Source organism: Streptomyces sp. NBC_01142 (genome assembly GCF_026341125.1).
Lineage (GTDB): Bacteria > Actinomycetota > Actinomycetes > Streptomycetales > Streptomycetaceae > Streptomyces.
Window position 1 is genome coordinate 1,148,984 of the sequence record NZ_JAPEOR010000003.1, and the last position, 26,396, is coordinate 1,175,379.

The 26,396-nt window shown below is 69.4% G+C and carries 22 protein-coding genes and 8 pseudogenes; 14 read left to right on the top strand and 16 right to left on the bottom strand.

The window, feature by feature from the left end:
* Positions 1-126: 126 nt before the first annotated feature.
* From fxlM to OG883_RS39325, 6 genes and pseudogenes are all read right to left on the bottom strand, one after another.
* A pseudogene (gene fxlM / locus OG883_RS39300) lies at positions 127-2,406 on the bottom strand (methyltransferase, FxLD system); the annotation flags it as partial.
* A gap of 108 nt (positions 2,407-2,514) precedes the next feature.
* Complete coding sequence (locus OG883_RS39305; RefSeq protein WP_266551770.1) at positions 2,515-3,162, bottom strand: M15 family metallopeptidase; 648 nt, start codon at positions 3,160-3,162, stop codon at positions 2,515-2,517.
* Entirely contained in the window at positions 3,159-3,446 is a 288-nt protein-coding gene (locus OG883_RS39310) for a hypothetical protein (protein ID WP_266551772.1), read from the bottom strand. Before OG883_RS39310 ends, OG883_RS39305 begins: the two co-directional genes overlap by 4 nt.
* Positions 3,443-4,846 carry an MFS transporter gene (locus OG883_RS39315; protein WP_266551774.1) on the bottom strand — a complete coding sequence of 468 codons (1,404 nt, stop codon included), beginning with the start codon at positions 4,844-4,846 and terminating at the stop codon, positions 3,443-3,445. Before OG883_RS39315 ends, OG883_RS39310 begins: the two co-directional genes overlap by 4 nt.
* Positions 4,830-5,366: a phosphotransferase gene (locus OG883_RS39320; protein ID WP_266551776.1), complete on the bottom strand. Its 537-nt coding sequence runs from the start codon at positions 5,364-5,366 to the stop codon at positions 4,830-4,832. The genes OG883_RS39315 and OG883_RS39320 overlap by 17 nt, the downstream gene beginning before the upstream one ends.
* Positions 5,363-7,375, bottom strand: coding sequence for an ABC transporter ATP-binding protein (locus OG883_RS39325; RefSeq protein ID WP_266551778.1), 2,013 nt, complete (start codon positions 7,373-7,375; stop codon positions 5,363-5,365). The genes OG883_RS39320 and OG883_RS39325 overlap by 4 nt, the downstream gene beginning before the upstream one ends.
* A gap of 466 nt (positions 7,376-7,841) precedes the next feature.
* Between OG883_RS39325 and OG883_RS39330 the strand changes: the two genes are divergently transcribed.
* Both OG883_RS39330 and OG883_RS39335 read left to right on the top strand, forming a co-directional pair.
* Positions 7,842-8,303: a nuclear transport factor 2 family protein gene (locus OG883_RS39330; protein WP_266551780.1), complete on the top strand. Its 462-nt coding sequence runs from the start codon at positions 7,842-7,844 to the stop codon at positions 8,301-8,303.
* A gap of 22 nt (positions 8,304-8,325) precedes the next feature.
* Positions 8,326-8,607: a hypothetical protein gene (locus OG883_RS39335; RefSeq protein ID WP_266551782.1), complete on the top strand. Its 282-nt coding sequence runs from the start codon at positions 8,326-8,328 to the stop codon at positions 8,605-8,607.
* Here the strand turns inward: OG883_RS39335 and OG883_RS39340 are convergent.
* Positions 8,566-9,165 carry a DUF4240 domain-containing protein gene (locus tag OG883_RS39340; RefSeq protein ID WP_266551784.1) on the bottom strand — a complete coding sequence of 200 codons (600 nt, stop codon included), beginning with the start codon at positions 9,163-9,165 and terminating at the stop codon, positions 8,566-8,568. The genes OG883_RS39335 and OG883_RS39340 overlap by 42 nt on opposite strands.
* 371 nt (positions 9,166-9,536) lie before the next feature.
* Here OG883_RS39340 and OG883_RS39345 point away from each other — a divergent pair, with 371 nt between their 5' ends.
* Positions 9,537-9,839, top strand: coding sequence for a hypothetical protein (locus tag OG883_RS39345; protein ID WP_266551786.1), 303 nt, complete (start codon positions 9,537-9,539; stop codon positions 9,837-9,839).
* A gap of 284 nt (positions 9,840-10,123) precedes the next feature.
* Here the strand turns inward: OG883_RS39345 and OG883_RS39350 are convergent, their stop codons facing one another.
* On the bottom strand, positions 10,124-12,379 hold the full coding sequence (locus OG883_RS39350) for an MMPL family transporter (protein ID WP_266551788.1): 2,256 nt from the start codon (positions 12,377-12,379) through the stop codon (positions 10,124-10,126).
* Between the two features lie 465 nt (positions 12,380-12,844).
* Between OG883_RS39350 and OG883_RS46915 the strand changes: the two are divergent.
* A pseudogene (locus OG883_RS46915) lies at positions 12,845-13,000 on the top strand (ATP-binding protein); the annotation flags it as partial.
* 32 nt (positions 13,001-13,032) lie between these two features.
* Here the strand turns inward: OG883_RS46915 and OG883_RS39355 are convergent.
* The 3 genes and pseudogenes from OG883_RS39355 to OG883_RS39365 all read right to left on the bottom strand — a co-directional run.
* Complete coding sequence (locus OG883_RS39355; protein ID WP_266551790.1) at positions 13,033-13,869, bottom strand: DUF4097 family beta strand repeat-containing protein; 837 nt, start codon at positions 13,867-13,869, stop codon at positions 13,033-13,035.
* Positions 13,870-13,938: 69 nt separating this feature from the next.
* On the bottom strand, positions 13,939-14,466 hold the full coding sequence (locus OG883_RS39360; RefSeq protein WP_266551796.1) for a hypothetical protein: 528 nt from the start codon (positions 14,464-14,466) through the stop codon (positions 13,939-13,941).
* Positions 14,467-14,588: 122 nt separating this feature from the next.
* Positions 14,589-14,735 (bottom strand): annotated as a pseudogene (locus tag OG883_RS39365) (phosphotyrosine protein phosphatase); the annotation flags it as partial.
* A gap of 23 nt (positions 14,736-14,758) precedes the next feature.
* Between OG883_RS39365 and OG883_RS39370 the strand changes: the two are divergent.
* Positions 14,759-14,990, top strand: a pseudogene (locus OG883_RS39370) (transposase); the annotation flags it as partial.
* Between the two features lie 139 nt (positions 14,991-15,129).
* On the opposite strand, the gene OG883_RS39375 reads toward OG883_RS39370, so the two are convergent.
* Positions 15,130-15,744, bottom strand: coding sequence for a GtrA family protein (locus OG883_RS39375; protein ID WP_266551798.1), 615 nt, complete (start codon positions 15,742-15,744; stop codon positions 15,130-15,132).
* 228 nt (positions 15,745-15,972) lie between these two features.
* A pseudogene (locus OG883_RS39380) lies at positions 15,973-16,421 on the bottom strand (lipase); the annotation flags it as partial.
* Between the two features lie 257 nt (positions 16,422-16,678).
* Here OG883_RS39380 and OG883_RS39385 point away from each other — a divergent pair.
* From OG883_RS39385 to OG883_RS39400, 4 genes are all read left to right on the top strand, one after another.
* Entirely contained in the window at positions 16,679-17,191 is a 513-nt protein-coding gene (locus tag OG883_RS39385; RefSeq protein ID WP_266551800.1) for a hypothetical protein, read from the top strand.
* Between the two features lie 89 nt (positions 17,192-17,280).
* Positions 17,281-18,126 carry a DUF4097 family beta strand repeat-containing protein gene (locus OG883_RS39390; protein ID WP_266551802.1) on the top strand — a complete coding sequence of 282 codons (846 nt, stop codon included), beginning with the start codon at positions 17,281-17,283 and terminating at the stop codon, positions 18,124-18,126.
* Between the two features lie 87 nt (positions 18,127-18,213).
* Entirely contained in the window at positions 18,214-19,224 is a 1,011-nt protein-coding gene (locus OG883_RS39395) for an ATP-binding cassette domain-containing protein (protein ID WP_266551804.1), read from the top strand.
* Positions 19,221-20,012 carry an ABC transporter permease gene (locus OG883_RS39400; RefSeq protein ID WP_266551806.1) on the top strand — a complete coding sequence of 264 codons (792 nt, stop codon included), beginning with the start codon at positions 19,221-19,223 and terminating at the stop codon, positions 20,010-20,012. The genes OG883_RS39395 and OG883_RS39400 overlap by 4 nt, the downstream gene beginning before the upstream one ends.
* A gap of 370 nt (positions 20,013-20,382) precedes the next feature.
* Here the strand turns inward: OG883_RS39400 and OG883_RS39405 are convergent, their stop codons facing one another.
* Positions 20,383-20,901, bottom strand: a complete 519-nt coding sequence (locus OG883_RS39405; RefSeq protein ID WP_266551808.1) for an N-acetyltransferase — start codon at positions 20,899-20,901, stop codon at positions 20,383-20,385.
* A 115-nt stretch (positions 20,902-21,016) separates the two neighbouring features.
* Here OG883_RS39405 and OG883_RS39410 point away from each other — a divergent pair, with 115 nt between their 5' ends.
* Entirely contained in the window at positions 21,017-21,595 is a 579-nt protein-coding gene (locus OG883_RS39410) for a transposase family protein (RefSeq protein ID WP_266551810.1), read from the top strand.
* Positions 21,596-21,689: 94 nt separating this feature from the next.
* On the opposite strand, the gene OG883_RS39415 is transcribed toward OG883_RS39410, so the two are convergent.
* The gene (locus OG883_RS39415; protein ID WP_266551812.1) at positions 21,690-22,418 is read right to left on the bottom strand and encodes a DUF6333 family protein; all 729 of its coding nucleotides are present in this window, start codon (positions 22,416-22,418) and stop codon (positions 21,690-21,692) included.
* A 91-nt stretch (positions 22,419-22,509) separates the two neighbouring features.
* Here OG883_RS39415 and OG883_RS39420 point away from each other — a divergent pair.
* Positions 22,510-22,668: pseudogene (locus OG883_RS39420) on the top strand (IS6 family transposase); the annotation flags it as partial.
* Positions 22,669-23,357: 689 nt separating this feature from the next.
* Positions 23,358-23,744 carry a hypothetical protein gene (locus OG883_RS39425; protein WP_266551814.1) on the top strand — a complete coding sequence of 129 codons (387 nt, stop codon included), beginning with the start codon at positions 23,358-23,360 and terminating at the stop codon, positions 23,742-23,744.
* A 135-nt stretch (positions 23,745-23,879) separates the two neighbouring features.
* Here the strand turns inward: OG883_RS39425 and OG883_RS39430 are convergent.
* Positions 23,880-24,068 (bottom strand): annotated as a pseudogene (locus OG883_RS39430) (metal-dependent transcriptional regulator); the annotation flags it as partial.
* 12 nt (positions 24,069-24,080) lie between these two features.
* Between OG883_RS39430 and OG883_RS39435 the strand changes: the two are divergent.
* Positions 24,081-24,287 (top strand): annotated as a pseudogene (locus tag OG883_RS39435) (hypothetical protein); the annotation flags it as partial.
* Between the two features lie 497 nt (positions 24,288-24,784).
* Positions 24,785-26,386: a TROVE domain-containing protein gene (locus OG883_RS39440; protein ID WP_266551816.1), complete on the top strand. Its 1,602-nt coding sequence runs from the start codon at positions 24,785-24,787 to the stop codon at positions 26,384-26,386.
* Positions 26,387-26,396 lie beyond the last annotated feature (10 nt).

The following is a 26,396-nucleotide window of genomic DNA, read 5'->3' on the forward strand; positions in this document are numbered from 1 at the left end:
ATCTGGTGGGGGCCTTTCTCACGGCAACGGCAGTAGAGATGGGCGGTGTCCTGTGCTCGGTCGCGCCGGTGTGCCGGCCGGCTTCGGCCGTCGTCGACAAGGCACTCCCGGGTGTCAGGAGGTGTCGGGCCATGTGAAGACGAGGCGGGTGTGCCGCTTGTCCAGGACGTGACCGGCGGGGAGCTCGTCGTCTGCCGTACCGGCGGGGTAGACGGCCAACTTGGGATAGCCCCGCCCGCGGGCGTGCCGGTCCCAGGAGCGGACGGCGGAGGTGAGTTGCTCAGCGAGTGCGGAGGCCTGCTCGCCGAAGGCGTGGGCGACGAACTCGGCGCGACGCTCGGCGGGGGTCTCGCCGGCCTGGACCGGGACGTGGGTGAGGTAGGCCATCGAGGCGTCGCCGAGGACGGCGGCCGCGTCGGCGCCGCGGGGAACGGCGGCGAGCCCGGTGTCCTTCTCCCGGTCGAGCGCGAGGCGGCAGAAGGAGGGCAGGGTCGTGGCGAGGTAGAGCTGCAGGGTCTCGAAGGACTCGTTGCCTGCGACGGTCACTCCGGTGGACACCTCGTGCCGGGGACCGCGCAGTGCGTCGTCGAGGTCTGTGGTGTCGGCGGGCTGCCCGTCCTCGAAGCGCAGCTGCAGCTGCGCGGCGGCGAGATCAACAATCGGGGTGGTGCGGCCGTTCTCACCGAGGTCGCGGACGAATCCGCAGAAGGTCCAACCCCGCGCGTGCAGGACATCCCCCTGCCGCTGAAGCACGATCGCCCGGGTATAGCCATGGACCTCCAGGGGCAACACCAGGCGGCCGCCTTCGGCGAGCTGCTGGCGCCAGGCGGGGGAGATGTCCCAGACGTTGTGGGTGATCACGCTCGCGTCGAACCCGCCGCCGGGCACGTGGCCGGGTGCGCCGAGCGCACCGTCGCCGTGGAGGGCGAGGACGCGCCCGCTGCCGGCCTCCGCCGTGAAACGCCGGGTGCGGCGCACGACGTAGCGGTCGATGTCGACGGTGACGACCCGCCCGTCGGGGCCGACGACGTGGGCGAGCAGTTCGGCGTTGTAGCCGCCCGATCCGGCCTCGAACACGCGCATGCCGGGTTTCAGCTCGAGGCTTTCGACCATGTCGGCCTGCAGCCACGAGGCGGACACCGAGCTGGTGGCCTTTCCGGAGCCATCGCGGCGGGTGACGATGGCCAAGTTGTCGTCGTAGGCGGACTTGAAGTCCTTCTCCGGCGCGTACCGGTGCCTGGGCACTGTGCGGAGCGCTTCCTGAACAGCTGCGGAGGGCGCCCAGCCACCCGCGATGACGGCGGCAGCCATCTGGTGGCGCAGCCGGACGGCCTGCTCCGGCTCCCCGGGCACGGGCGAGTGGTCGACGGCGTGCGGGTATGAGCGGGTGGGCGGCAGGCCGGGCAGCACGCCCGGCCACACCGTGTCCAGGGCCTGCGCGGATGGAGCGAAGATGGCGCCGAGCGCGGCTACGGAGTGCAGGTCGTGCCACTCCCAACGCAGGAATCGGTGCGGCTCGGGAAGGGCCAAAGTGCCGCTCCAGGCGGTCACGCGGATCACAGCAGAGATGCGGCGGACATCCGCCCGGTCGTCGTGGACGATCGTCAGCAGATACGCATCCTCCAGGCGGGCGGTCAGGCCGGTTTCCTCTCTCAGTTCGCGGACTGCCGCAGCCGGGGCGGACTCGCCGGTCTCGATCCGCCCGCCGGGCAACTCCCACATGCCGCGCCGGGAGCGGCCCAGCAGCACTCGCCCGCAGTCGTCCGTGACCACCACGCACGCACCGAACACCGCCTGTGGGTCGGGCCGGCTCTTCTCCACCGAGGTGAACGACCCACTCGGGCGCGGGCCGCGCAGTACGAGCACCGCCAGGCCGGCGGCGTCGAGCCGCTCCGCCTGCTCGAAGCCTTCGATCAGCAGGCCGATCTCGTCCTCGGCCAGGGCGATGTGCCGCTGCTCCTCCGGCGTGTCGGCCACGACGGGAGTGATGACGACCAGCGCACCGCCGTCGCGCAGTCGGGCGCCCAGGCTGCGCATCACACGCGACCGGTCACGCAGAAAGGCGATGGCGAGCCGCAGGGTGATCAGGTCGTAGCCGTCGTCGTGCAGTTCGGCCGGGTCGTCGTGCTCGATGTCCAGACACAGCCACCGCACGCCCTCGGCGCCCTCGTGCTGCTCGCGGGCGCGGGCCAGCGCGCCGTCGGCGAAGTCTGCGGCGTCGACGGTGTAGCCCAGCCCGGTCAGGAATGCGGCGAGCGCCCCGGTGCCGCAGCCGACGTCGAGGGCCCGCCCGTCCTCGGGCGCCGGGACGTGCTCGACGAGCAGGCTCTTCTCCTCGTCCCCGAGCGGCCGGAACCCGCGGCCCTCGGCGTAGTGCTGGGACCAGTCGGTCAGGGTGTATCCCACAGATTGCTCCTCGTCAGTGGATGGTGAACGGCGTCCCGACCGCGTTCCACACCGGAAGTCGTCGATAGGCTCGGCGCGGGAGTGGGGGAGGGTGTCGTTGTGGTGGGCCTACGGCAGCTCGACCGGCCCGTAGAGCGCGGCGGACTGCCCGGTGGACAGGGCCCAGTACCGGTCGCCGTAGCTCCAGTGCCACCACTCGGTGGGGTAGTTGACCAGCCCCGCCGCAGACAGCGCACGGCCGAGCGTGGCCCGGTTCGTCCTGGCCTGCGAGGTGATGGCGGGGGCGTCGGTGTAGCAGGCGCCGTCGCTCTCCTCGGGGCTCGCGTTCATCCGTGTGCCCATGTCCACCTCGAGCCCCAGGTGGTCGATGAGAGTCACGTCGACGGCCGCGCCAGCGCTGTGCGGTGCGATCTCCGCGGGCGAGACGTAGCGGCTTGCCGCCTCGCGGATCCGGGCGACCGGCCAGTTGGGATGGGACTCGGCCAGTTCGTCGGCGTACTCCTCGAAGTAGCGCCGTTGCAAGGCAGGCGGCCGGTACCCCTCAACGAACAGCAGCCGCACCCCGCAGGGCAGGAGCGACTGAGCGTGCAGGAGCCGGGTGAGGAGCCCTTGGCGCAGATGCGCGAAGGCTCCGCCCTCATCCTGCTTGCGGAAATCGACCGGGATCCCTTGCGCGCGGACATCGACGAGGCGCTCACCGCACTCCTGGAGTGGGATCGCGGCCACCCGCCGGTCGGACATCAAGACGATGCTCATTCCTGCCCCCGGTCCCACGTGTCGAAGTACAGGGCCGCGCCGGTGCGGCGGGCCTCCATCACTGCTTGCAAGCACGCGAAGTCCCGGGGCGGCCTGAGCGGTTCCCACCCCTCAAAGTGCAGAGCGCGGACGTCGTCGTGTTCGGCCGGGTGCAGGACGATGCCCTGGATCTGCACATCGGTGAGCCGGCCGCCGTCGAAGATGAGCCCCATCGTGCTGAACGGCGCGAGGGCGTGCCCCTGGCCGCCCGCGGATGCGCCGATCACGTTCAGCTCCGCGCTCACCGTGCACCTCCGTCCACCGGGCGGTCGTGCCGGATCTCGCGTGTGGGTGCGGGGCCGGGCACGGTGGGGCCGGTCGGTTGAGACGAGACGGGTCGCTGCACGAGGACTTCTCCTGGGTAGGAAGGGGCGGGGGGTGAGTCGGGCATCTGCCTCAAGGAACGCAGCGGAGAGCAATAGAGGACCACGAAGGGGACGACGAGCAGACAGGTACCGCCGATCAGAGTGGGGCGCACGCCGATCCAGGTTCCGAGCCCGCCGGCGAGCAACGCGGCCACAGGCCTCGAGCCGGCGGTCAGCCAGGTGCTCACGGCCTGCATACGGGCCTGTATGTGAGCGGCGGTGACGACCTGGCGAATGGATCGCTGGGTGGTGCCCGCAGCGCCGGCGCACGCCAGTTGGAGAAACAGCGCGGCACCGATCGCTGCCTGCCAGACAAGGCCCGGTGAGGAAACCAGCAGTGGGATCTGTGTGAGCGGCGTGATCGCGAGTGCGGTGAGCATCATCGGACCGGGCCCGTATCGCCGCGCGAGTTTCGGGGCGCTCAGAGCGCCGGCCGCTGCGCCCAGGGTTCCGAGCCCCAGCACCACGCCGAAGGCCGTCGCGCTCATCGAGAGGGCGCGCAGCAAGTAGAGCGCCCAGAGCGTATTGAGCAGCGCCAGGCCGAACGACGTCGTCGCGTTCACCAGAGTGAGCGTGCGCAGCCGGTGGTCGCGGTACACATACCGCATGCCTTCGCCGATCTCCGTGTGGAGGCGGCGCTCATCAGCTGGTGCCCGGGCCGACTCGGGGGCCTTGATACGGGCGGTGCACCAGGCGCTGATGAGATAGGACCCGACGTCACCGAGCAGGGCCCGGGCCGGGCCGAGGAGAGCGGTCAGGCCGGCGCCGAGGTTGCTGCCGCCGGTGGCGGCGACGGCGAACAGTGCTCCGATGCGGCTGTTGCTGCGCTGGATCAGGGAACGGTCGACCAGGCTGGGCAGGAGACTGATCGCCGCCGCGTCGTGCAGCACGCTCGCCGCGCCCTGCACCACCGCGACCACCATGAGCTGGGACAGGGTCAGCGTTCCCAGTGCGGCCGCCACCGGCACGGTGACTACCGCGGCGGCGCCGACCAGGTCACCGATGATCATCTGCCTCCGCTTGGAGTGACGATCGGCGAGTGCCCCGGCGTGCAAGGCGAGCATCGCGGGCGGCAGTTGGCCCAGGAACGTGAGCCAGGCGACCTCTCCCGTGGTGGCATCCAGTTCGATCACGGCCAGCACGGGGACCACCATGGCGCTGATCGAGCTGCCGGCCACGCTGGCTGCCTGACCGGTCAAGTACCGCCGGAAGTTGCGGTGTCGCCACAGCGAGAACCGGGCGCCGGGCGAGGGGGAGGCGGAGTCAGTGCAGGAGGTCATGGAGCACCACCCCGGCTTCCTCCAGGCGCTCATACAGCACGCTCATGGCCGAGTGGCGGGTTCGCCCGTACGCCTCGACTGCCGGGGTGACCGTCGCTCGTCGAGCCCGCTTGACGTCGCAGATCTCATGGGCCGGGACGCGGCGCGACGGACCGGCCGGGTGGCGGGCCAGAGTCCGGTGCAGGCGGCCGACCACCTCGCCCATCGCGGCCCACCGGTTCCCGGACAGGCCCCCTTCCGCCGTTTCCGCGCCCTCGACGTACGCCGCGACGGACACCGCCATCCCGCCGACGGTCGCGATGAGATCGCCTGCCAGGGTCCGCCGCACGGCCGGCACCGGGACCCCACCGGACCGTGCGAAGTCGCGCGGCGCCGGTGCCTGTGGCTCCCCTCCCAGGTCGGCGCTCGTCGGGTAGGCCTTCACGAACCACCGGCGGCCGTCGCTGTCTCGGGCAGCATCTCTCGGCGTTGGAACGTGGGCTCCAGCGGGTCCGGCGTGCGAGTGGACGGCGGGGATCACTTCCCCACCTCCTCAGCAGCGGCGGCCGCGACGCGAGGCTGGTAGCCGCCGGCCTGCAGGGTGAACATGGCGGCGTAGTCCCTGCCCAGGGCCATGAGTTCGTCGTGGGGTCCAGACTCGACGATGCGGCCGCCGTCAAATACGTAGATCCTGTCGCAGTCGACAACGCTGGCCAGCCGGTGGGAGATCAGCACCGTGATCTGGTCCTCGCGGAGTCGGCCGCGCAACACTGCCTCGTAGACGGCGTGTTCGGACGGCGGGTCCATGCTCGCCGTCGGCTCGTCCAGGAGCAGCAGGGGCGCCTTCTTGTACAAGCCGCGCCCCACCGCGACCTTCGCCCACTGGCCGCCCGACAGCTGCTGGCCGCCCTTGAACCGCTTGGACAGCAGCGTCTCCCACTGCCGGGGCAGACCAGCGATGACACCGTCGGCACCCGAGGCTCGAGCGGCGTCCATCGCACGCTGCGGATCGGCTTCCACGAGGCTGCCGGTGGAGATGGTGATGTTCGACAAGGCACTGAAAGGGAAGTGCGCCGGGTCCTGCAGTACGCAGGCGACCTGTCGGTGCACCGACTGGGCGTCCATCTCGCGCACGTCGACGCCGTCCCAGCACACACTGCCCTGCTGAGCCTCGTACAGGCCCGCCAGGAGCTTGGCGCAGGTGCTCTTCCCCGAGCCGTTGAGACCGACGAACGCCACCGTCTCCCCGGCGGAGAGGGTCAGGGTGATCCCGTCCAGGGCCGGAGTGCTCTTGCCGGGATAGGTGAAGTGCACGTCCTGCAAGGCAATCGTCTCCACGCGCCCCGGCGCCTTCAACTCGGCTTCGTGCGGGAGGAGCTGGCGACAGCGTTGCTGTACGGCGAGGAGGTCGTCAACCCACAAGGCGTGCTCGTAGACGAGATGGGCGACCTCGACGAGCCGGGTCAGCGAGGTCCGGCCGGCCTGGATGGCGAGCACGGCGCCGGCTCCGGCTGCCAGGGGCAGCCACCCGCTGATCAGCATGGCACCCAGCGCCGTGTAGGTGATGCCGATGCCGAAACCGCCCACGGCCCGGCCGGCCAGGTTGAGCATGGCGGAGTGCACGCCCAGGCGCGTGTCCTCCTCCGCGATCTTGGTGGTCAGCCGGCGGTGCTCGTCCAGGAGCGCGCCCTGAGCGGTGTCCGAGCGCAGTTCGGCGGCCGCGTCCACGTCGAGCAGCAGCCACGAGAAGACGCGGACCCGTCGCTGCAGCGCATTCCAGCGCTTGAAGGAGTGGAACCGGGCCCGCGCGCTGCGGACTGCCGCCGCTCCCACCGGGATGACGGACAACAGGAGCAGCGGCAGAAGGACCGGGTGCAGGACGCTGAGAACGCCGGCGGTGCCGATGAGCCCGAGGGCGGCGGAGGCGAGGGAGACGACCTGCCCGACGATCTGCCGGGCGTAGAACAGGCCGCGGTCGTTGGCGCGGTGCACCTCGTCGTGCCACTCGGCGTCCTCGACGGCCTCCAGGCGCACATGCGCGGTGAGCCGGAGGAATTCGCATTCAAGCGCGGTGCGGATCTTGGGCGTGACGCGCGCTTGGGCGGCGCCGGCGGCGGCCTCCAGCAGCGCACGTGCGGCGAGGAAGCCGACCACCAAGAGGATCTGGGGGATGGCAGCTCGCACGCGGTCGGGTGTGGGGCCTTGGGCGAACAGGTGCTGGAGTACACCGACCGAGGCGATCAGGCCGAAGGACGCCATAGCGGCCGAGGCCAACTGGCAGACGATGACCGTGAGGGTGGCGGGACGATCTGCCTGCCAGGCAAGCCGTCCGACCAGGCGCGTGATCTTGGGCAGGCGGGCCAGTACCTGGCGGACGGTCGCCTTCGCAGCGGCACCGTCGTGGACCGACCAGTACGCCTCCTCCAGGCCTTCGGTCATGTCGCCGTCCTGCGGGCCGGACGGCACGGCCGCGGGGGGCAGGGGGAAGGGGGCGGGCCGCGGCCCCGGAACACGGTTGTCGGAGATTTCTGCATCGGTGGGCTCGCTCATGCTGCCCACCTCGTATCCGGTCGTGCTGAGCGACGGGTGAAGGTGTCAACCTGGTGCATGTCGGGGGTGGGAAGGGTCGCGACGGGCCGCCGCCGTTCGAATCCGCGATCCTGGTGCACGGGGGGAGGTACAGGATTCATGGTGTCCTCCATCTGGGCTTCTGGGTGGCACTGGTGCTCTAGAAACGCGCTGAATCCGGTCCCGTCACGGCTCTTTCGGGAGAAGCTCTTGAACGCATGTTCTGATCGTGGTGATCGGGCGTGCGGGCTGTGGCGGCCGTTCTTCAAACTCGTTCGACTGGGTCTGGGTCACTCTCACGGGGGATTGCCTCAGTCGGTGCGCCTGGCCTGCGAGGCCCGACTGGTCGGGCCATGGCGGGTCGGCCGGACCGAGGGGTGGTGGGCGTCCACAGGTCAGTGTCTGATTGCCGCCAGCGTGGTCCGACTCGTTCGATCACACTTGCGGCATGACGATTCCATCCGTGACAGACTCGGTAACCATCCTCACTGGCATGTATGCAGCCGAGGCGGAGTACCTGGCGGCCGGAGGCCCGGGCGAGGCTCCGTTCGACCTGCTTGCCCCCTTCTTCGCGCCTGATGTCGTGCTGCATCAAGCCGATGCTCTGCCCTATGGCGGAACCTGGCGTGGGCACGAGGGCATGGAAAAGTTCTTCCTTGCGATGAGCCAGGTGTGGAAATCGTTCGACATGGTGGAGCAGGAGTTCCTCGCCACCGGCGAGACTGCGGTGGTGCTCACCCAGGTCCGTGGTCGCGCTCGTGCCACCGGCCGCGAGCTCACGTTCCCGATCTTGCAGACGATCAGGGTCAAGGAGGGGCGGATCTCTGAAGTCCGCCCTTTCTACTGGGACACCGCGGCAATCGCTGACGCCTGCGTAGGGCCGACACCGGCCGCCCGAAGCCGTCTGTGAGCACGCTGGTCACAGCCACTCATTGATTACTGCAACCAGCCCGGTCGCCTCGTACCCGCACGAGTACAAGCCCTGCCTGGACGACCGCTGGAGCAAGGACTGCGTCAACGCCTGGAAGCCCTGGGAGGAGATCGTGCCCATGGGCTGCCGGGACAGCTACGGCATTGCCAGCGCCTGTACCAGGAAGAAGCGCACGTCCAACAGCCCGGTCACGGCACAGCCCCCGGCACCTCGCGTGGTGAGCGTCGATGCGTTCGAGGTCTCAGCCCTCTGCAGCCAGGAAAAGGGCGCTGAGGGCCGGTAGCCTGCGGCGCATTTCGTTGTTGTCGTCGAAGTCGAAAGCTTCTGCCGCTTCCAGCCTGTGCCGGCCTTCACTCTCGTCCTCGTCCTCGTCGTCCTCGACAGCAACTTCGTTCCAGGCCTCGTCACCCGGGGCGCGGGGAAAAGCCTTCGCCGCCGCATGGTTGGCTTCTTCGTCGAAGAGGAGATCTTCCAGTCTCTCAGGGGTGCCAGTCATATCCGCGGGGTGCTGGGCAAGACTGTCCGGGGAGGCCAGGACCCGGTGGTACCAGGAGCGTCCAAGTGCGATCACCCCAGCGCGGAAGTCGAGGAAGGCGTCGTCGGAACACCCGTCGCCGATCAGGTAGGCCGCCGCCCACACATCCCACCGGTACAGCGCCCCTTGCACTTCCGTGAACGTCCGCTCGTACGCGACGATCTCCCGCCGGGAGCGGGCGGCCAACAAGTCGGCGAGGGCATCAGCAAACGGCCAATCCTTCGTGACTTCCATGCGCGCGGCATCGATGAGCTGCCAAAAGTCGTCGAGCGGCATGGCCCCGGGGGCCGTCGTGCCCGTGGTCATGCTGCCACTGTCGCAGAGGCCTGTGACAGGCCCTGACTCCTGCCTCCGCCCGAGGCAGGCCACACGTCAGATCCAGCCCCTCGGCTCCACAGGGACTCGGCGATGGACCGGCACCGGATACCGCACCAGGGCTGTCGTCCACGGCACCTCCCTCGGTATTGACGTGCACGTCGTGCGACGGGACCTCACGCAGAAGGGACGCCAGAGCGCATGGATCGAGCGGGTGTCGTTGGCGCACGCGAAGGAGACGACGTTGCCCTCGGGGCCGTGGCTTCGTCACACCTCACCCCATCGAGGCAACCCGCACCCTGCTGCTGGCGTCCCTCATCATTGATCACCCAAAGACTGAACGCCCCAATGGGGAAGGGGAGATGGCCATCACAGACACCACAGAGGCGGAAGACTCTGGACAAGAGAGAGTCCTCGGCGGCGAAGCATGGGGCGTCATCGTCCTCATCCTGGCGGTCGCTCCGTACCAGCTCCTCATCCGGGACAACGCAGAGAAGGCGTGGCTCGTCTATCTCGCCGCCTGCGCCGGTTCCGCCACCCTCCTGGTCGCGGCTTTCTTCATGAAGTGGAAGCCAGGACGGTTCACGGCCGTCATGCTCACAGCCCTCGGCGCCGTAGGGGCGGCTCTCGCCTTCATGGCCCCAGAGGCATTCCCGTTCAGGTAAAAGGAACGCAGGTCAGCCCTCACAGGTCTCCGTACCCGCCTCCATGACGGTGTCATGGAGGCGGGTAGCCGGCGCCGTCGACGGTCAGGAGGAGACGCCGGCTGCGCCATCTCGAACCGCTGACGTCCCGGTCGGTCCATAGCGAGCCGAAGTGCCGCCATTCATTCTGTCCATGGCGCCGTACCTCGTCTGGCCTGTATGGATGCACGTCATGCAATGGCGCCCCCGTACCGGCCAGGAACCGGTACGGGGGTGCCGTCGTGGCGCCGGCTTGCGGAGCCCACTCAGCCGACGAGGGTGCGTTCCCGCCGCGAGTGCGCTGCGGACTGCGCGTGCTGGACGAGCTTCTCGCCCTCGACGTCCACCCTGGGCAGGATCCGGTCCAGCCACTTCGGCAGCCACCAGGCGGACTTGCCGAGCAGGGCGAAGAGCGCGGGCACGATCGCCATGCGGACGATGAAGGCGTCGAAGAGGACGGCGATCGCGAGGGCGAAGCCGATCATCTTGATGAAGTCGTTGTCCTCCATGATGAAGCCGGAGAAGACGCTCATCATGATGACCGCGGCCGCGGCGACGACCCGGCCGTTGTGGCGGAAGCCGTCGACGACCGCCTCGGCGGGGCGTGCTCCGTGGACGTACGACTCACGCATCCGGCTGACCAGGAAGACCTCGTAGTCCATCGCGAGGCCGAAGACCACGCCGATCATGAAGATCGGCATCGTGCTCATGATCGGGCCGGTCTGCTCGATGCCCAGGACATCCGCGAGCCAGCCCCACTGGAAGACCGCCACGACGGCGCCGAGGGCCGCGGCCACCGAGAGCAGGAACCCGAGGGCCGCCTTGAGCGGAACCAGGATGGAGCGGAAGACCACCATGAGGAGGAGGAAGGCGAGGCCCACGACCAGGCCCAGGTAGGGCAGGAGCGCGTCGTCCAGGGTCTGCGAGAAGTCGATGAACATCGCCGTCTGGCCGGATACCAGGATCTGGGACGCGCCGCTCCGCTCCAAGTCACCGGCGGTGTCGCGGAGTTCGCGAACCAGCTCCTCGGTCTTCTTCTCGGTGGGGCCGGTCTTCGGGATGATGCTGATGATCGCGGTGTCGTCCACCTTGTTGCCGGTGGCCGGGGAGACCGAGGCCACGCCGGGGTTCCGGTCGAAGACCTTGCCCGCGGAGTCGGCCGCCTTCTTGGCGTCCTCGGCCTGCACGGTGATCATCAGGGGTCCGTTGAACCCGGGCCCGAAGGACTCCGAGAGCATGTCGTACGCCTTGCGCTGGGTGGTCTCCGTCGACATCGAGCCCTCGCCGGGCAGCCCCAGTTCGAGGCTCGTGGCCGGTACGGCGATCGTGCCGAGGCCGACCACGCCGATGAGCAGGACGGCCACGGGGTGGCGCAGGACGTAACTCGCCCAGCGGGAGCCGAGGTTGGGCTTGTCCTTCTTGGCGGGCTTGGCCGCGCGCTTGGCGGCCCTGCGCTGCTTGCGCTCCGACAGCGGCTTGACGGCGTACTGCAGGCGCCCCTTGCGGGCCATCACCCTGACCGGCGCGAAACCGAGCAGGGCGGGGACCAGGGTGATCGCGACGAGCACGGAGACCGCGACGGTGCCGGCCGCGGCGAGGCCCATCTTGGTGAGCATCGGGATGTTGACGACGGCCAGTCCGGCGAGGGCCACGATGACCGTCAGACCCGCGAAGACGACCGCCGAACCCGCGGTGCCGACGGCCCGTCCTGCGGCCTCTTCGGGGCTGCGCCCCTCGGCGCGCTCGGCGCGGAAGCGGGACACGATGAACAGGGCGTAGTCGATGCCGACCGCGAGGCCGATCATCATCGCGAGGGTCGAGGTGGTGCCGGACAGGCCGAGGGTGGAGCCGAGTGCCGTGATGCCCGAGATGCCGATGCCGACTCCGATCAGCGCGGTGATCAGCGGCATTCCGGCCGCGATCATCGAGCCGAAGGTCAGGACGAGGACGATCGCGGAGACCAGGATGCCGATCTGCTCGCCGGTGCCGCCCATCGTCTGGTCGATCTTCACGGCGTCACCGCCGGCCTCGACGGTCAGGCCCGCCTTGTCGGCCTTCGCGATGGCCGCGTCGAGGGCGTCGTGCGCCTTGTCACTGACCTCCATCGCGGAAACCTTGTACGTCACCACCGTGTAGGCGGTCGTACCGTCCTTGCTGATGCTGACCTCGGGGGTCTTGTAGGGGTCGGCGGCGCCCACCACCTGTGGGGAGGACGTGCCCAACTCGGCGACGAGGCGGCTGACTTCGGCCCGCTGCTCAGGGGCGGTGATCTTCTGGCCCTCGGGGGCCCGGACGACGACCCGGGCACTGGCGCCGTCGGCGCTCGCGTCCGGGAACTTCTCCGTCAGCAGGTCGAAGGCTTCCTGCGACTCGGTGCCCGGCATCGAGAACGTGTCGGCGGGCGGCATCGGCGCGGAGGAGGCGGCAAAGCCCATGCCGCCGAATATCAGCAGCCAGAGCAGCAGCGTCACCCCCCGGCGCCTGAAGGCGAGGCGGCCCAGTTTGGAAAGGAACGTAGCCACGGTGGGGACTCCTGTTGGGTCGATTCGGTCGGGTTGCAGGTTGGTGTGCGGGTTGGGCGGGTTGGTGCTTCGGTGCCTGGGCAGCACGGCATGGCGCGGTGGTGGCGCATGACTGACGTCGCCTGGCGCACGACTGGTGCGGGGTGATCGGTGCGAACCTGGGGCTCTATGGCTGCAAGTCCGCCAGGCGGGCGCCGCGTTGGGTCTGCGTCGTGCCGTTCTCGATGGGCACGACTTTGCCGGGGCGCGCTGACAGGGGGCGGCCAGCGCGCTGACAGAAACCTGACAGTCCCGGCCGGGGGCTGTCAGAGGCCGGCGGGCGAGCGGCATCAGCGGGGCTGTCGGGGGCCGGCTTCGTGGAGTTCGGCCTCGAGCCCGTCGAAGAGGGGCCGGAGCGTCACCTCGCTGCGCTGCGAAGGACGTGCACTGGTCGGACGAGGACCAGGCGGAGCTCCTCGAAGCGCCAACGCCCCACGTGGGGTGGGCGTGGGCCTCGGTTTGGCAGTTGCCCGCGGCTTCACGGAGTCGATGGGTGGGATGCTGAGCGCGAAAGACACACCTGGGGGCGGCCTCACCGTGGTGCTCACGCTGCGGGCGGGGCAGGCGCTCTTGGAGCGGTGAGCGGCTCAGGTTCTCCTGGGCCGGTGAGTGGCTCAGGCCCGGCGGATCACGATGTCGCCGACGCTGGTCCGGCCCCGAACCTCGACCGTCTCCTCGGACGCCCGGGGCCCCTCCGCCGCCCCGAGCTCATTACGCACACGCCCCGCGGTGGACCGCACATCCAGCCAGGCCGCAGATCCCTCGGCGATCCCGATCTCAAGCCCCCCGGCCGCGGTGTCCAGGGTGATCCGTCCACGCACCACCTCGGCGAGCCGAATGGCGCCGCTGGCAGACTTGGCCGTGACGGAGGAGTCCGCGTGCAGGACGCTGATGGGCCCGTTGGACGACCTCACCTTCAGCTCCCCGCGGATCTCCCCGATCGCGGTCTCGCCGTTGAGGTTCTTGATGGTGGCCGTGCCGTCGACCCGGCCGAGACGCACCCGCCCCGACCCGTGGATCTCGACCTCGCCCGTCGCACGGTCCACGAGGACGTCCCCGTGCGAGGTCTTCAGCCGTAGGGCCCCGGCCTCTTCCAGCTGGATGTCACCGGCAGCCGTCGTCAGACGGCAGTTCCCGAAGCGCCCCTCGCCGATGAAGTCGCCGAGGCCCGTGCTGCCGGTCAGGTCCGAGCCCGCGGGCAGCTCGACGGTCACATCGACCGCGCCGATCTTGCCGAAGATCGAGCGCTTCTTGGGGCCCTTGACCACGAGCTCCCCGCTCGCGCAGGTGACCTTGGTGTCCTCGGCGGCCTGTACGTCCTGCTTGTTGCCGGGGTCGCTCGGCGTCACCTCGACCACGGTGTCGGTGCGCTTGCCCGCGATGATCCGGGCCCGCCCGATCTCGAATTCAAGGTTGGCGGAGAGGTGCTCGGGGGTGTCGAAAGTAGGCATGGCTGAGCCGTCCTTTGGCTGCTGTCTGCTGGCTGCTTGGCTGGGAGTACGTGAGTAGTGCGGGGTGGGCTAGCGCACCCAGCCGGTGAATCCCTGCCCGGCTGCGGGCGCCCGGCCCGAGGCGCCCGTGCCGCGGGCAGCCGTGGGTTCCAGGGCGGCGGCGACGGCCCGGACCAGCCAGGCGTTGACCGAGAGCCCTTCGCGGCTCGCGGCCTCCTCGACCCGGACCTTGAGCTGGGCGGGCGGGCGGAAGTTGATGCGCGAGGTGGCGCCGTCCTCGACGTCCACCGGGGCCGGCGGCGTGGGCGCCGGCGGCGGTGCCGGGGCGTCGCCCTCGCCGAATGTGTCCGGGGTGGGCGGGGCGGTGACCACGAACTCGGGGTCGAGCCCACGCAGTCGTACATCGACCGAGCCTGGGGCCAGATCGCGGGTGACCTCGTCCATCGCGTCGGACAGGGCGTTCAGCAGGGTGAGCCGGGCGGCCGACTCGAGCTGGGCGGTGAGCCGCTCGGCCAGGGCAAGGGCTTCGTCGCCACCGGCTTCGGCGGCGACGCCGAGTTGGTGCCGGAGGTTGTCAACGTAAGGAGTAAGGTCCATAGCGCAATGATGGCACCATCATGGCGCCATGGCAAGTCGTGTGGCGCCATTGTGGTGCAGGGGTCAAAATTCAGCCCCTCCGGCGTTTTGAGGAGCGGGGTCCGGGGCGGAGTCCCATGTCCTCACGCCTGCGGGGCGATCTCCGGGATCAGGCCTTCGACAAGCCCCTTGATCTCGTCCCGAATGGGTCGAACGACCGCCACTCCCTGACCCGCCGGGTCCTCCAGCTTCCAGTCCAGGTACCGCTTGCCGGGGAAGGCAGGGCGGGTGTGACGGCGGTGGTCACGGCACCGCCACAGATGTGCCGGTCTTCTTCTGTGATCCGGGCAGTCCCTGGCAGTGCGGTTCAACGAGAACACCAACGGCGTGCTGCGCCAGTACTTCCCGAACGGCGCCGGCCCCTACCGCTACAGCCGGGACGACCTGGACGCCGTCGCCGCCGAACTCAACAGCCGGCCACGCAAAACGCTCGGCTGGGAACCCCGGCCGAGCGTCTCGCTCAGCTCCTGACAACAACCAGTTGATCACCGTGTTGCTACGACCGCTGGAATTCGCCTGCTGCAGGTTGGGGCGCAATCAAACCGGTGGCTTATCGGGCGGTATCCCCCTTGATCGACCTGTGCCGCGTGCCGCTCCGGCAAGTGTCGGTCGGACGAGTGCCGGTCAGGCGGCGGGGCACAGGGCGGGCGCTGTGTTCGTCTCGCTGAGACCGACGCTGCGGAACAGGACCGCCGAGTCGCCGATCGGGTCGGCGGTCAGGACCGCGGCGACCGGAGCGGGGTGAGCGGCGCGGCGAGTGCGGGAGGCCTGAGCCGGGACGCGGACGGGAGCGGTGGCAGTGGCCGTGGTCTTCTTGCGGCCGCCCGCGAAGACGACGAGCCGCAGCACCACGAACCGTGCGACACCGGCGAGCGCGGAGGCCGACAGGTAGACGACTTGCTCGAGCAGCGCCCCCGGCGCCGCCACCAACTGGTGCAGGGCGAACATCGCCACGCAGGTCACCGCGTACGCGGCCGCCGCCGACCCCGCCGACTGCACATGTTGGCGCCAGGTCCCGCGCCCGCCCGCGCCGAAGGTGAAGCGGGCGTGCAGCTCGGTGGCGAGGAGCGTCGAGGCGACCGTGATCAGGGCGTTTGCCAGGGCCCATGGCATGCAGGCGGCGAGCGCCACCACGGCGAAGCTGGAGGCGACACCGACGCCACCGCCGCAGAGCACGAACCGTGCGAAGGCAGCGAAGGCGCCGGGTGCCGCCTGCCTCTGGCGCTGTGCTGACTCCATGATCCGGCCCCTCCGATGGCTGACTCTGCGATACGCGAACCCCCCTGCCCAGTCGGGACCGAGGGGTTCATCGCCCGTGTCGCCATCATGGCGCAATATGTGGCGCCATCACAAGCCGTATATGGCGCCATTGGCTTGGCTGTCGGCGCCGGGATCGGGCTTTGGCATGTGAAACTGCAGGTCGGAGGGTTATCGCCAGGCGACGATTTGGTTCGATGACGGCGCCGGTCAGCCGGTGACCGACGCGCACGTGGTGGGCGTGGCATGCGCCGGTCGAGCGCGTTGGTGACCTCGTGGAAGGTGACGCGCTCGACCAGGCCTTTCGCCACATGCTCGGACGTGTCGGCCGCGCACGTGTCCCGGATGAGGACGTTGTGGACGTCGGAGCCGTCCAGGAACTGGGAGCGGTAGGGCGTGACGACCTGGTCGTCCTTGGTCGCGATGACCGTGTAGTGCACGCCGGGCACGGTGTCGCCGCCCTCGTTGGGCTTGGTGATGGACGCGGAGCCGGCGATCTGGTCGGCGAACCCTGGTGTGGCCGGCGCGAGCAGATCCTCGGTGCCGGGGAAGTGGGGCAGCGGCCTGGTCGGGCCGAGCAGCGTAGTGCCGTGGTCGTCCGGCGCGATCCCGACGAGGGCGTTCACCTTGCCGGCGCCGCCGAGGAGTGTGAGGTAGTGCCCGGCCCGCGCCCGGCCCGCGCCGTGCACCCTTCGGCTTGTTCCAGTCCGTGCAGGGCAACGTTCAATAGCGGCGGGCTGATCACGCCGCCTCCCGGCGGGCCCGCTCGACATCACCCCGCGGCAACTTGGCACCTCACCTTGCCGGCCCCTGACCTGCAACGACGGACCCATCGGTCACTTCAGAACCTCACTCCGCGCCACGTATCGCATCTTCGGGCTTGCCGATGGCGCCATAGTGGTGCCACTATTGCGTCATGGACCTCGCGCCGCACGTCGAAACGCTCCGCAGGGAACTGGCGGTGGCCGCCGAAGCCGGGGGTGACGAAGCCCGCGAGCTCGCCGAGCGGCTGACCGCGCCACTGGAGTCGGCCACCCGCCTGGCCCTGCTCAATGTGCTGTCCGCCGCCACGGATGAGATCACCCGTGAACTCGCCCCCGGCTCGGTCGACGTACGACTGCGTGGCCTCGACCCCGACTTCGTGGTGGTGCTGCCGCAGCACGAGGACCGGACCGAACCGCTCGACGCACCGGAGCCCGCACCGGCCCCGGTCCACGCCGACACGGACGAGGGCGGCACCGCCCGCGTCAATCTGCGCCTGCCCGCCCACCTCAAGATCCGCGCCGAGGAGGCGGCGGGCAGCGAGGGCATGTCGGCCAACGCATGGCTCGTCGTGTCGGCCGCGGTCGACACGGGTGGCGCCGCCACCCCCCGTACCCCCGAGAAGACCAGGACCATCGGCCAGAGCTTCACGGGCTGGGTGCATTAACCAGCCCATCGGAACGACTTCACCCACACCACGTCCCACCAGCGGGGACGCCACGAACACCCAAGAGGACCCAAGAGGACGGGACAGCCATGCCTTCTTTCGACACTCCCCAGCCGATCTCGGTCAACGCCCGCGTGGACGCGGGATCCATCCAGTTCGCCGCGGCCGACCGCGCCGACACCGTCGTGGACGTAGCTCCCCGCGACCCGAAGAAGGACCAGGACGTGCGGGCCGCCGAGCAGACCGAGGTCACGTACGTGAGCGGCGTCCTGACCGTCAGGACGCCCAAGCAGCGCTATCTCGTCGGGCGCACCGGCACCGTCGACGTGACGGTCGAACTGCCCACGGGCTCGCGCATCGACATGACCGGGGCTTGGGCCCAGGTGCTCGGCGAGGGCCGGCTGGGCGAGGTCCGCGTGAAGACCTCGTCCGGCGACGTCCGCCTCGACACGACCGGCCCGCTGCAGCTGACCGCCTCCCACGGCTCGATCACCGTCGACCGGATCGAGGGCACGGCCGAGATCACCACCAGCTCCGGCAGCATGCGCGTCGGCCTCCTCGGCGGCCCCGCCGTCCTGAAGAACTCGCACGGCACCACGACCGTCGGCGCCGCGACCGGCGACCTGCGGGTGAGCGGTGCCAATGGCGACATCGAGATCCGGCGCGCCGAGAGCTCGGTGGCCGCCACCACCGCCCACGGCACCCTGCGTGTCGCCGAAGTCGCCCGTGGCACCGTCCAGTTGGAGACCTCCTACGGCGCCATCGAGGTCGGCATCCGCGAGGGCACCGCCGCCTGGCTCGACGTCCACTCGGGCTCCGGGCAGGTGCGCAACACGCTCACCGCGTCCGAGACCCCGGAGAAGACCGAGGGCACCGTCGAGGTCCGCGCCCGCACCCGGCACGGCAACATCGACGTCCGCCGCGCCAAGGCCTGACCCCAGAAGAACCGGCCTCAGCTCATTAAGAACCGGCCCCAGCTCACTCACTCACCCAGTCACTTCAGCCTTCGAACGGGAGGGCCCATGCCTTCTTCTGTCATGCCCACATCCAGGCAGGGTGACGGTCACCCGCCGCCGGCCGCCGTCTCCACCGTCGGTCTGCGCAAGCGGTACGGCGACAAGGTCGTCCTCGACGGCATCGATCTGCGCATCCCGGCCGGGTCCGTGTTCGCGCTGCTCGGGCCGAACGGCGCCGGCAAGACCACCGCCGTGAAGATCCTCTCCACCCTCATCTCCGCCGACGGCGGGCAGGCTCAGGTCGCGGGCCACGACGTCGCCACGTCACCGGACGGGGTGCGTGCCGCGATCGGCGTCACCGGGCAGTTCTCCGCCGTCGACGGGCTGATCACCGGTGAGGAGAACATGCTCCTCATGGCTGACCTGCACCATCTCTCCCGCAGCGAGGGGCGGCGTACCGCCGCCGAGTTGCTGGAGCGGTTCGACCTGGTGGAGGCGGCGAAGAAGCCCGCCGCCACCTACTCCGGCGGCATGAAGCGCCGCCTGGACATCGCCATGACGCTGGTCGGCAACCCACGGATCATCTTCCTCGACGAGCCGACCACCGGCCTCGACCCGCGCTCCCGGCACAACATGTGGCAGATCATCCGCGAGCTGGTCTCCGGCGGCGTCACCGTCTTCCTCACCACCCAGTACCTGGAGGAGGCAGATGAGCTCGCCGACCGTATCGCGGTCCTCAACGACGGCAAGATCGCCGCCCAGGGCACCGCGGAGGAGCTGAAGCGGCTCATCCCCGGCGGGCACGTGCGGCTGCGGTTCGCCGACCCGGCCGCGTACCGGAGCGCCGCCCTCGCCCTGCGCGAGGTCACCCGGGACGACGAGGCGCTGGCGCTGCAGATCCCCAGCGACGGCAGCCAGCGCGAGCTGCGCTCCATCCTCGACTGGCTGGACTCGGCCGGCATCGAGGCGGACGAACTCACCCTGCACACCCCCGACCTCGACGACGTGTTCTTCGCCCTGACCGGCACCGCCCCGCAGCCCGGCCAGTCCAGCCAGCCCAAGGAGGCTGTCCGATGAGCTCCCTCTCCCTCGCGGTACGCGACTCGAACACAATGCTGCGCCGCAACCTCCTGCACGCACGGCGCTACCCGTCCCTCACCCTGAACCTGCTGCTCACCCCGATCATGCTGCTGTTGCTCTTCGTCTACATCTTCGGCGACGCGATGAGCTCGGGCATCGGCAGCGGCGGTCCCGACCGCTCCGCATACATCGCCTACATCGTCCCGGGCCTCCTGCTGATGACCATCGGCAGCACCACGATCGGCACCGCAGTGTCCGTCTCCAACGACATGACCGAAGGCATCATCGCCCGCTTCCGCACCATGGCGATCCACCGCCCTTCCGTGCTCATCGGCCACGTCGTCGGCAGCGTGCTGCAGTCGATCACGAGCGTGGTCCTCGTGGGCGCCGTCGCCGTGGCCATCGGCTTCCGGTCCACGAACGCAACCGCCCTGGAGTGGCTGGCGGCCCTCGGACTGCTCGTGCTCTTCGCCCTGGCGCTCACTTGGATCGCGGTCGGCATGGGCCTGTCCAGCCCGAACGCCGAGGCCGCCAGCAACAACGCGATGCCGCTGATCCTGCTGCCGCTCCTCTCCAGCGCCTTCACCCCGGTCGACTCCATGCCCGGCTGGTTCCAGCCGATCGCCGAGTACCAGCCGTTCACCCCGGCCATCGAAACCCTGCGGGGCCTGCTGCTCGGCAGCGAGATCGGCCACAACGGGTGGCTCGCCGTCCTCTGGTGCCTGGGCCTCGCGGTGCTCGGCTACTTCTGGTCGACCTCGAAGTTCAACCGCGACCCGAAGTAGCCGCCGTGACAGGGCGGGCCACCTCCAGCAACTCGACCCGCCCCAGGGCGGCGTACTCCGACACCGCGTCGGCGTACGCCGCCCGGTCGCCGCATCGAACAGCGCCTTCGGGCCGTCCCCGGTCGTCCACGCCGGCGCATCCAGCCGCACGCCCAGCTCGTCGCGTACCTCGGCGAAGGGAACTCGACCGCCACAACGGCTCTCCGAAGGTCGACAACAACGACCCGCGAAGGCTCTGCCGCGCAATCACTCCAGGTCAATAGGCCCGTCGGCGCGACGATGGCTTACGGCTTACCCCACGATTGATTTTGGGGTGGGTGATTGGAGCTCTTCGGATCTTCCAGAGGTGTGGTGGTAGGTGGTCTCGGTATCAGCCGTGCAGTACGAACTGGGCCATGCGTAGGCCCGGTACGGGTTCGAAGTCGACGCCGCGGCTGAAGCCGAGCCTTTCGTACAGCTTCACGGCGGGCTGGTTGTCCGCTCCGGTGCTGACTCTCACCTCACTGCTGGCGGTCACCTCGGCCAGCAGGTGGTCCAGCAGGCAGGAGGCAAGGCCCCGGCGGAACCAGGCAGGGTCCACGCAGACCCGGTCGATGTGGGTGATGTGCTGGCCGCTGTCGGTCTGCCAGGCCACGAATGCGGCCACCGCTCCTTCGCCGGTCACCGCGCCCAGCCAGCGCAGGGGCCGGGACGTCATGCGTTGGAGCGATTCGGACAGGGCGGGGATGCCGTCGAAGTCGATGAGTTCGGCCTCGACGGCGTAGGCGCGCAGGCCCACCGCGTGCACGGTGGACGCGACCGTGGCATCGCTCAGATCCAGCTCGCGGATCAGCATGCCGGGCGGCATCGGCACGCGGGAAGAGGAATGAGCCAGGTCATTGTCGGACATGCGCCGAGGCTATCGGCTGGGCCCGACGCTGATCTCGGTCGGGAGCGCGGGGGATACAGAGAGGGCCGCGCGAGTTGTCTGTTCGTGCAGATCAAACAAACAGGCCCGCGTGGCCATGTCCCACCCAGCCTTCACCGGTCTGTCCCGCCAGCATCTGGGTGCGCTGGTCACGGAGCTCGCTCCGCGTCGGGAAGCCCGCTGCGAGTCCGGGCGCCATGACCGGCGCGGCTGGGCCCGCCAACGGGAGGCCGGGGCAGCTCCGAAATACGGCCTGGTCTTCACCGACCGGCTCCTGGTGACTCTCGTACATCTGCGGACCTGGCGCACTCATGAAGCTCTCGGGGTGATCTACGAGGTGGGCTCTTCCACGGGGGCAGCTCATGTCCGTAGCGCTGGTGGATCCGGAAAGCGAACTCCCGAGTGTCAGCTCGCCAGTGAGCATGCGGCGTGCGAGCGCTCGGGCGGCGGCTTCTTGGCCGGCATCGCTGGCGACCGGATAGAAGGTGAGGCCGAGTTCGTGGAGTGCTTCGGGAAGCAACTCGTGGACGTCGTAGTCCGCCTCGGCGCGTGTGCAGGCGGCGAGGACTCGAAGGCCGGGGGTGCCGAGTCCGGCGACGAGCGCATCACAGGCGGCATTGACGACGTCGCTCGCACGGATTTCTGCCGCACTCCGGAGTGCGGCATGTTCCTGTAGAGCGATTGCTGCTGCTTCGGTCGACGTCACTCGCCAGTTCGATACTTCAGATCGGGGCCAACCGGCCTATTTATGAGGGAAGTTGGCTTTGCCGTCAGCCGGTGATGAAGTACAGGGATTCCATGTGGCTCACGGCGTACTCGCTGTGCTGAACCCGCAGTGCGGACGTGTTCACGCGGGGGCTCGGCCACGGGTCCGCCTCTCCCAGCGCCAGGCCGGCGAACGCTGCCCAGTCGTTCTCACCCGGCTCATCGTCCAGGTCGACATAGACCTCAAGGTCTTCGAACGTCTCGGCCGTGATCCCGAGCGCGCTGGCTACGGCGTGCGGGTCGCCGGTGACGACGAACGGCTCATCGCCGGGCCAGCCGCACGCGTGGAACATGGTGCCGTCCGGCAGCCACACCAGGTCCTCGGTGTGCTCGGCGCCGCAATGCACCGACACGCGGCCCACGATGCGGGCGTCGGGGAATCGATCCCGCAGCCTCGTTGCCTCGCCCAGCAGAGGCATACTGTCGCCGTTGTCGACGAACGCCGGATCGGAGATGGCAAGAACGTTCCCCCATGTGCCGACCTGGACGATGTCCAGATCGGCGCGCGTCATCAGGGGCTGTATGTCGGCCGCCGGCCTCGGCCCGAGGTGTTCAAGGACCGTGTCGATCTTGTCCAGGGACAGCGCGAACTCTGCCGCCCGATCCGGATCGTTGACCGGGAGCTGTTCGCGGATGGTGGTGAACGGCGGCAGGAGCACGGTGAGGTTGTGGTGGACACCGCTACCGGTGGTCATGGGGTCGGCCGGGATCGTCCAGAACGTGTCGGCGGTCATAGGGCTCCACGGTAGCCGGATGGGCACTGTCACGTTGGCTGAGCGGGTGGGATGATCTTCCGGGTTGATCACGCACACGCTGGAGGGGGATCTGTGGGGAACGTGTCGCCGTTGTACAAAGGGCACCGGTACCCGGTTGAGTGTCATCTCCCACTGCGTGAGGCTGTACTTCCGCTTCCCGCTGTCATTTCGTGAGGTCGAGGAGCTGATGGTCGAGCGCGGTGTCGTCGTCTCCCACGAGACGATCCGCCTCCGAGTTCTCGAAGCTCCCGCCCCTCAAGAGGGAATGCCCGCGCTGCGGCCGACTGGTGTTCGGTCACGAGTCGCTGAGCGGCGAGTGGACCGCGGAGGAGAGTCACCTTCACCCCCCCGCTCCTGAGCACGGCCTCTCGTAGCGGTACGGGGGCATCGCCGGGATGCTGGGGCGAAGCTCTGGACCGCCGCCTGAGAGGTCGTTTTCTCTCTAGAGCCCTGGGCGTGGCCGTCCTCTCGTAGCCTGTCGACGTGCCCCGCCATACACCGCCGCGCCCCATGGACGTTGAGCAGCTCTTTCCCGAGGTGGCGCCTCTTCGGAAAGAGACCGTGCGGCTTCACCCGCGTGCGGGTGAGCCGACGTGCCGAGACAGCTCGGTCGGAGGCCCGCTGCTGTGGCCGGCCGAGGAGGCCTGGCCGCTGTGCCCCGAGCACGAGAGGTCGCCAATGGTGCCGGTCGTGCAGATCTACCGTACCAGCGTTCCTGGCATCGTCCCGTTTCCCGAAGGGTGCGATCTTCTCCAAGCTCTGTGGTGCCCACGGCAGCACAGCGGTTACCGCTGGGTCGTTCCTCACGTCCAATGGCGGAAGGCGGGCTCGGTCGGGAAGGTACTGGAGACTCCGCCAAGCCCGGCTGAGCGGTGGGAGAACTACGTCCCGCGTCCTTGCGTAGTGCATCCAGAGCTGGTGACGGAGTATCCGTACTGGGACCTTGATGACGACATGTGGGACGAGTTGGAGTTCCGTTTCCTGCAGGTGGACGAGGAGACGGGCTGGGACTACCAAAGTCACCTCTCCACCGCGCCCGGCACAAAGCTGGTCGGATACCCGGGCTGGTGTCAGGACCCGGAGTGGCCGGACTGCACCGGATGCGGGAATCGCATGGAACACCTGCTGACAGTGGAGAGCACCGAATCGGATGCCTTGTCCCGGCACACCTGGACCCCGGTCGAGGACCGCAACCATGCGTACGAGGGCCCCGGCCTGGTTCTCGGTGACCTGGGCGGCGTGTACCTCTTCGAGTGCCTCACCTGCCCCGGACGCCCATTCACACACCGCTACGACTGCCCGTAGGGAACGGCAAGGCCAGTGCTGCCGTAAGTCGTGCCCACGATGGCACTGCCCAACGCGCAGATGTCTCCCCAACCGTTGACGAAACGCTGTTCCTGATGGTGGACGGCCACTTCCACCATCGAGGCCAGGGCAGATGGCGATCCGCCGGCCCTCCTCCGTCAGCTCCAAGTGCCGGTCGTCGGCGACGTGCAGCAGACCGTCGCGCTCCATGCGGGCGACGGTCTGGCTGACCGTGGGGCCGCTCTGGTCCAGGCGCTCGGCGATGCGGGCGCGCATGGGGACCACGCCTTCCTCCTCGAGCTCCAGGATCGTGGGGAGATACATCTCCGTGGTGTCGATGAGTTGACCGCGAACGAACTGGCTCGCCGCTGGTCGGCGCACCACAACCCTGACCGGGACTACGTTGGCGAGCACCGCCGGCTGGAGGAGGCGGTGCTGGCCCGCGACGCCGACACCGTGGCCGAGGTACTGCCCCAGCACCTCACCCAGACCGCGGCCGGACTGACCGGCTGCACCCCCCCACGAAGCCGCGCAGGAACCTGACGCGCCTCTCCGACCTGGCCGAACGACTGCACCTGATCACCGACACCGGAGCTGTGGACGTCGCCGATGCACGTGGGCTTCCGCCCGCCCAAGCCACTGCGCGACAAGTGCGGGGCCAGCGCAGCCTCGCAGCCACGGCAGCAGATCACCCAAGGTCACCCAAGTAGACGATGAACCGTACTGGGCGCTTCCTGCGGATCATCTGGCCACTGGAGGACAGTGCAGCGGCACACAAGGAGTCCGAGAACAGGGCAGACGTTTAATCGCTGGTGTGCGGTCCGGTTGCCCGCATAGGTTGGCATCGCGACCGCGCCCCCGATGCGCCCGGCTGCGGCTACTTCCTTCTGACAACCAAGTGACGCCGCTGCCCCCTTTGATCTCGGGAGGCGCGGCCGCCTTCGCCCCGTCACACCTTTTGGCCGGGGCGTCCGTTCCTCTGGATCCGGGGGGATTCACTGCCTCGCTACACCCAGCGCGTCTCCAAGATCTGGTCTGAGATGCTCGTGGCCCCGCACGTCTCGGCGGCCGCCCGTACCCCGCCCGAGCCGGGGCTGCACCACCGGCCCACAGTGCAGGCCTTCCGCACCCACGAAGGCGGCCCGGCCTTCGTTCGGGAGCCCCGGGAGGAGGCCTTCCTGCTGGCCGTCGGCAACTTCGTGTCCCAGCAGACCTTCTACGAGAGCGGCCAGGAGCGCGACGACCGGTACGCCCGTCTCATGGGTGAACTCGCTGTCGAGGACCCCGTATGGACGGCTGGCCTGCTGCGCTGGCTTCGTAGCGAGGGCAACATGCGCACCGCGTCCTTGATGGGCGCCGCCGCGTACGTTCGGGCCCGGCTCGAGGCCGGGTCGTCCAAGGGCCCGTCCAACCGGTCCGTGATCGACTCGGTGCTCCAGCGCGCCGACGAGCCTGGCAAGCTGCTCGCCCACTGGACCTCGGTGTACGGGCGGAACGTGCCGCAGCCCGTGAAGCGGGGCATCGCCGACGCCGTACGCCGGCTGTACTCCTCCCGGTCTCTGCTGAAATACGACACCGCATCCAACGGCTTCCGCTTCGGTGACGTGCTCAACCTGGTGCACGCTTCCCCCGACCCGGACAAGCCCTGGCAGGGCGCGCTCTTCCGGCATGCCCTGGACCGCCGCCACCACCCAGAGCAGGCGGTTCCGCCAGCGTCTGACCGCCTGCTGACCGCGCAGTGGGCTCTGATGGAGCTGCCTGCGGACGAGCGGCGGGCCGTGGTGACAGGGCCGGGCGGCGCCGAGCGGCTGGCCGCGGCGGGCATGACCTGGGAGGCCCTGGCGGGCTGGATCCACGGACCGATGGATGCCGCCGTCTGGGAGGCCGTGATCCCCTCTATGGCACCGATGGCGCTCCTGCGGAACCTGCGGAACTTCGATGAGGCGGGGGTCTCGGACGAGGTGGCGGCCCGGGTCGCCGCACGAATCTCCGACACCGCCGAGGTCGCCCGGTCCCGGCAGTTCCCCTTCCGCTACCTGGCCGCCCAGCGACACGCGCCGTCGCCGCGCTGGGCAGCCCCGCTGGAGCGGGCACTGGGCCACTCCCTGGCCAACGTACCGACCCTTCCCGGCCGGACGCTGATTCTGGTGGACCGGTCCGACTCCATGTTCTGGGACACCGTCTCCGAGCGGTCCAAGCTGACCCGGGCGGACGCGGCGGCCGTGTTCGGTGCCGCGTTGGCGATGCGCGCCCAGCAGGCGGATCTGGTGGAGTTCGGCTGGTCCAGCGCAGAGGTACCGTTCGGGGTGGGGGAACCAGTGCTTGAGGTGCTGAAACGGTTCCACAGTCTCGGGGGCACCCACACCACAAAGGCGGTGCGGGCCCACTATCGGGAGCACGACCGAGTCCTGATCGTCACAGACGAGCAGGCCGCGTACCACGACCCAGGCGGGCCGGCCGAACCGGTACCGGCCGGGATCCCGGTCTACACCTGGAACCTGGCGGGGTACCAGCCCGCCCACGGCCCCGCGGGCCCCCACCGGCACACCTTCGGCGGCCTCACGGACGCCGCGTTCAGGATGGTTGGTCTCATCGAGGCCGGCCGCCACGCCGCTTGGCCGTGGACTGCCAACCCGGCGTAGCGAGCTCCGG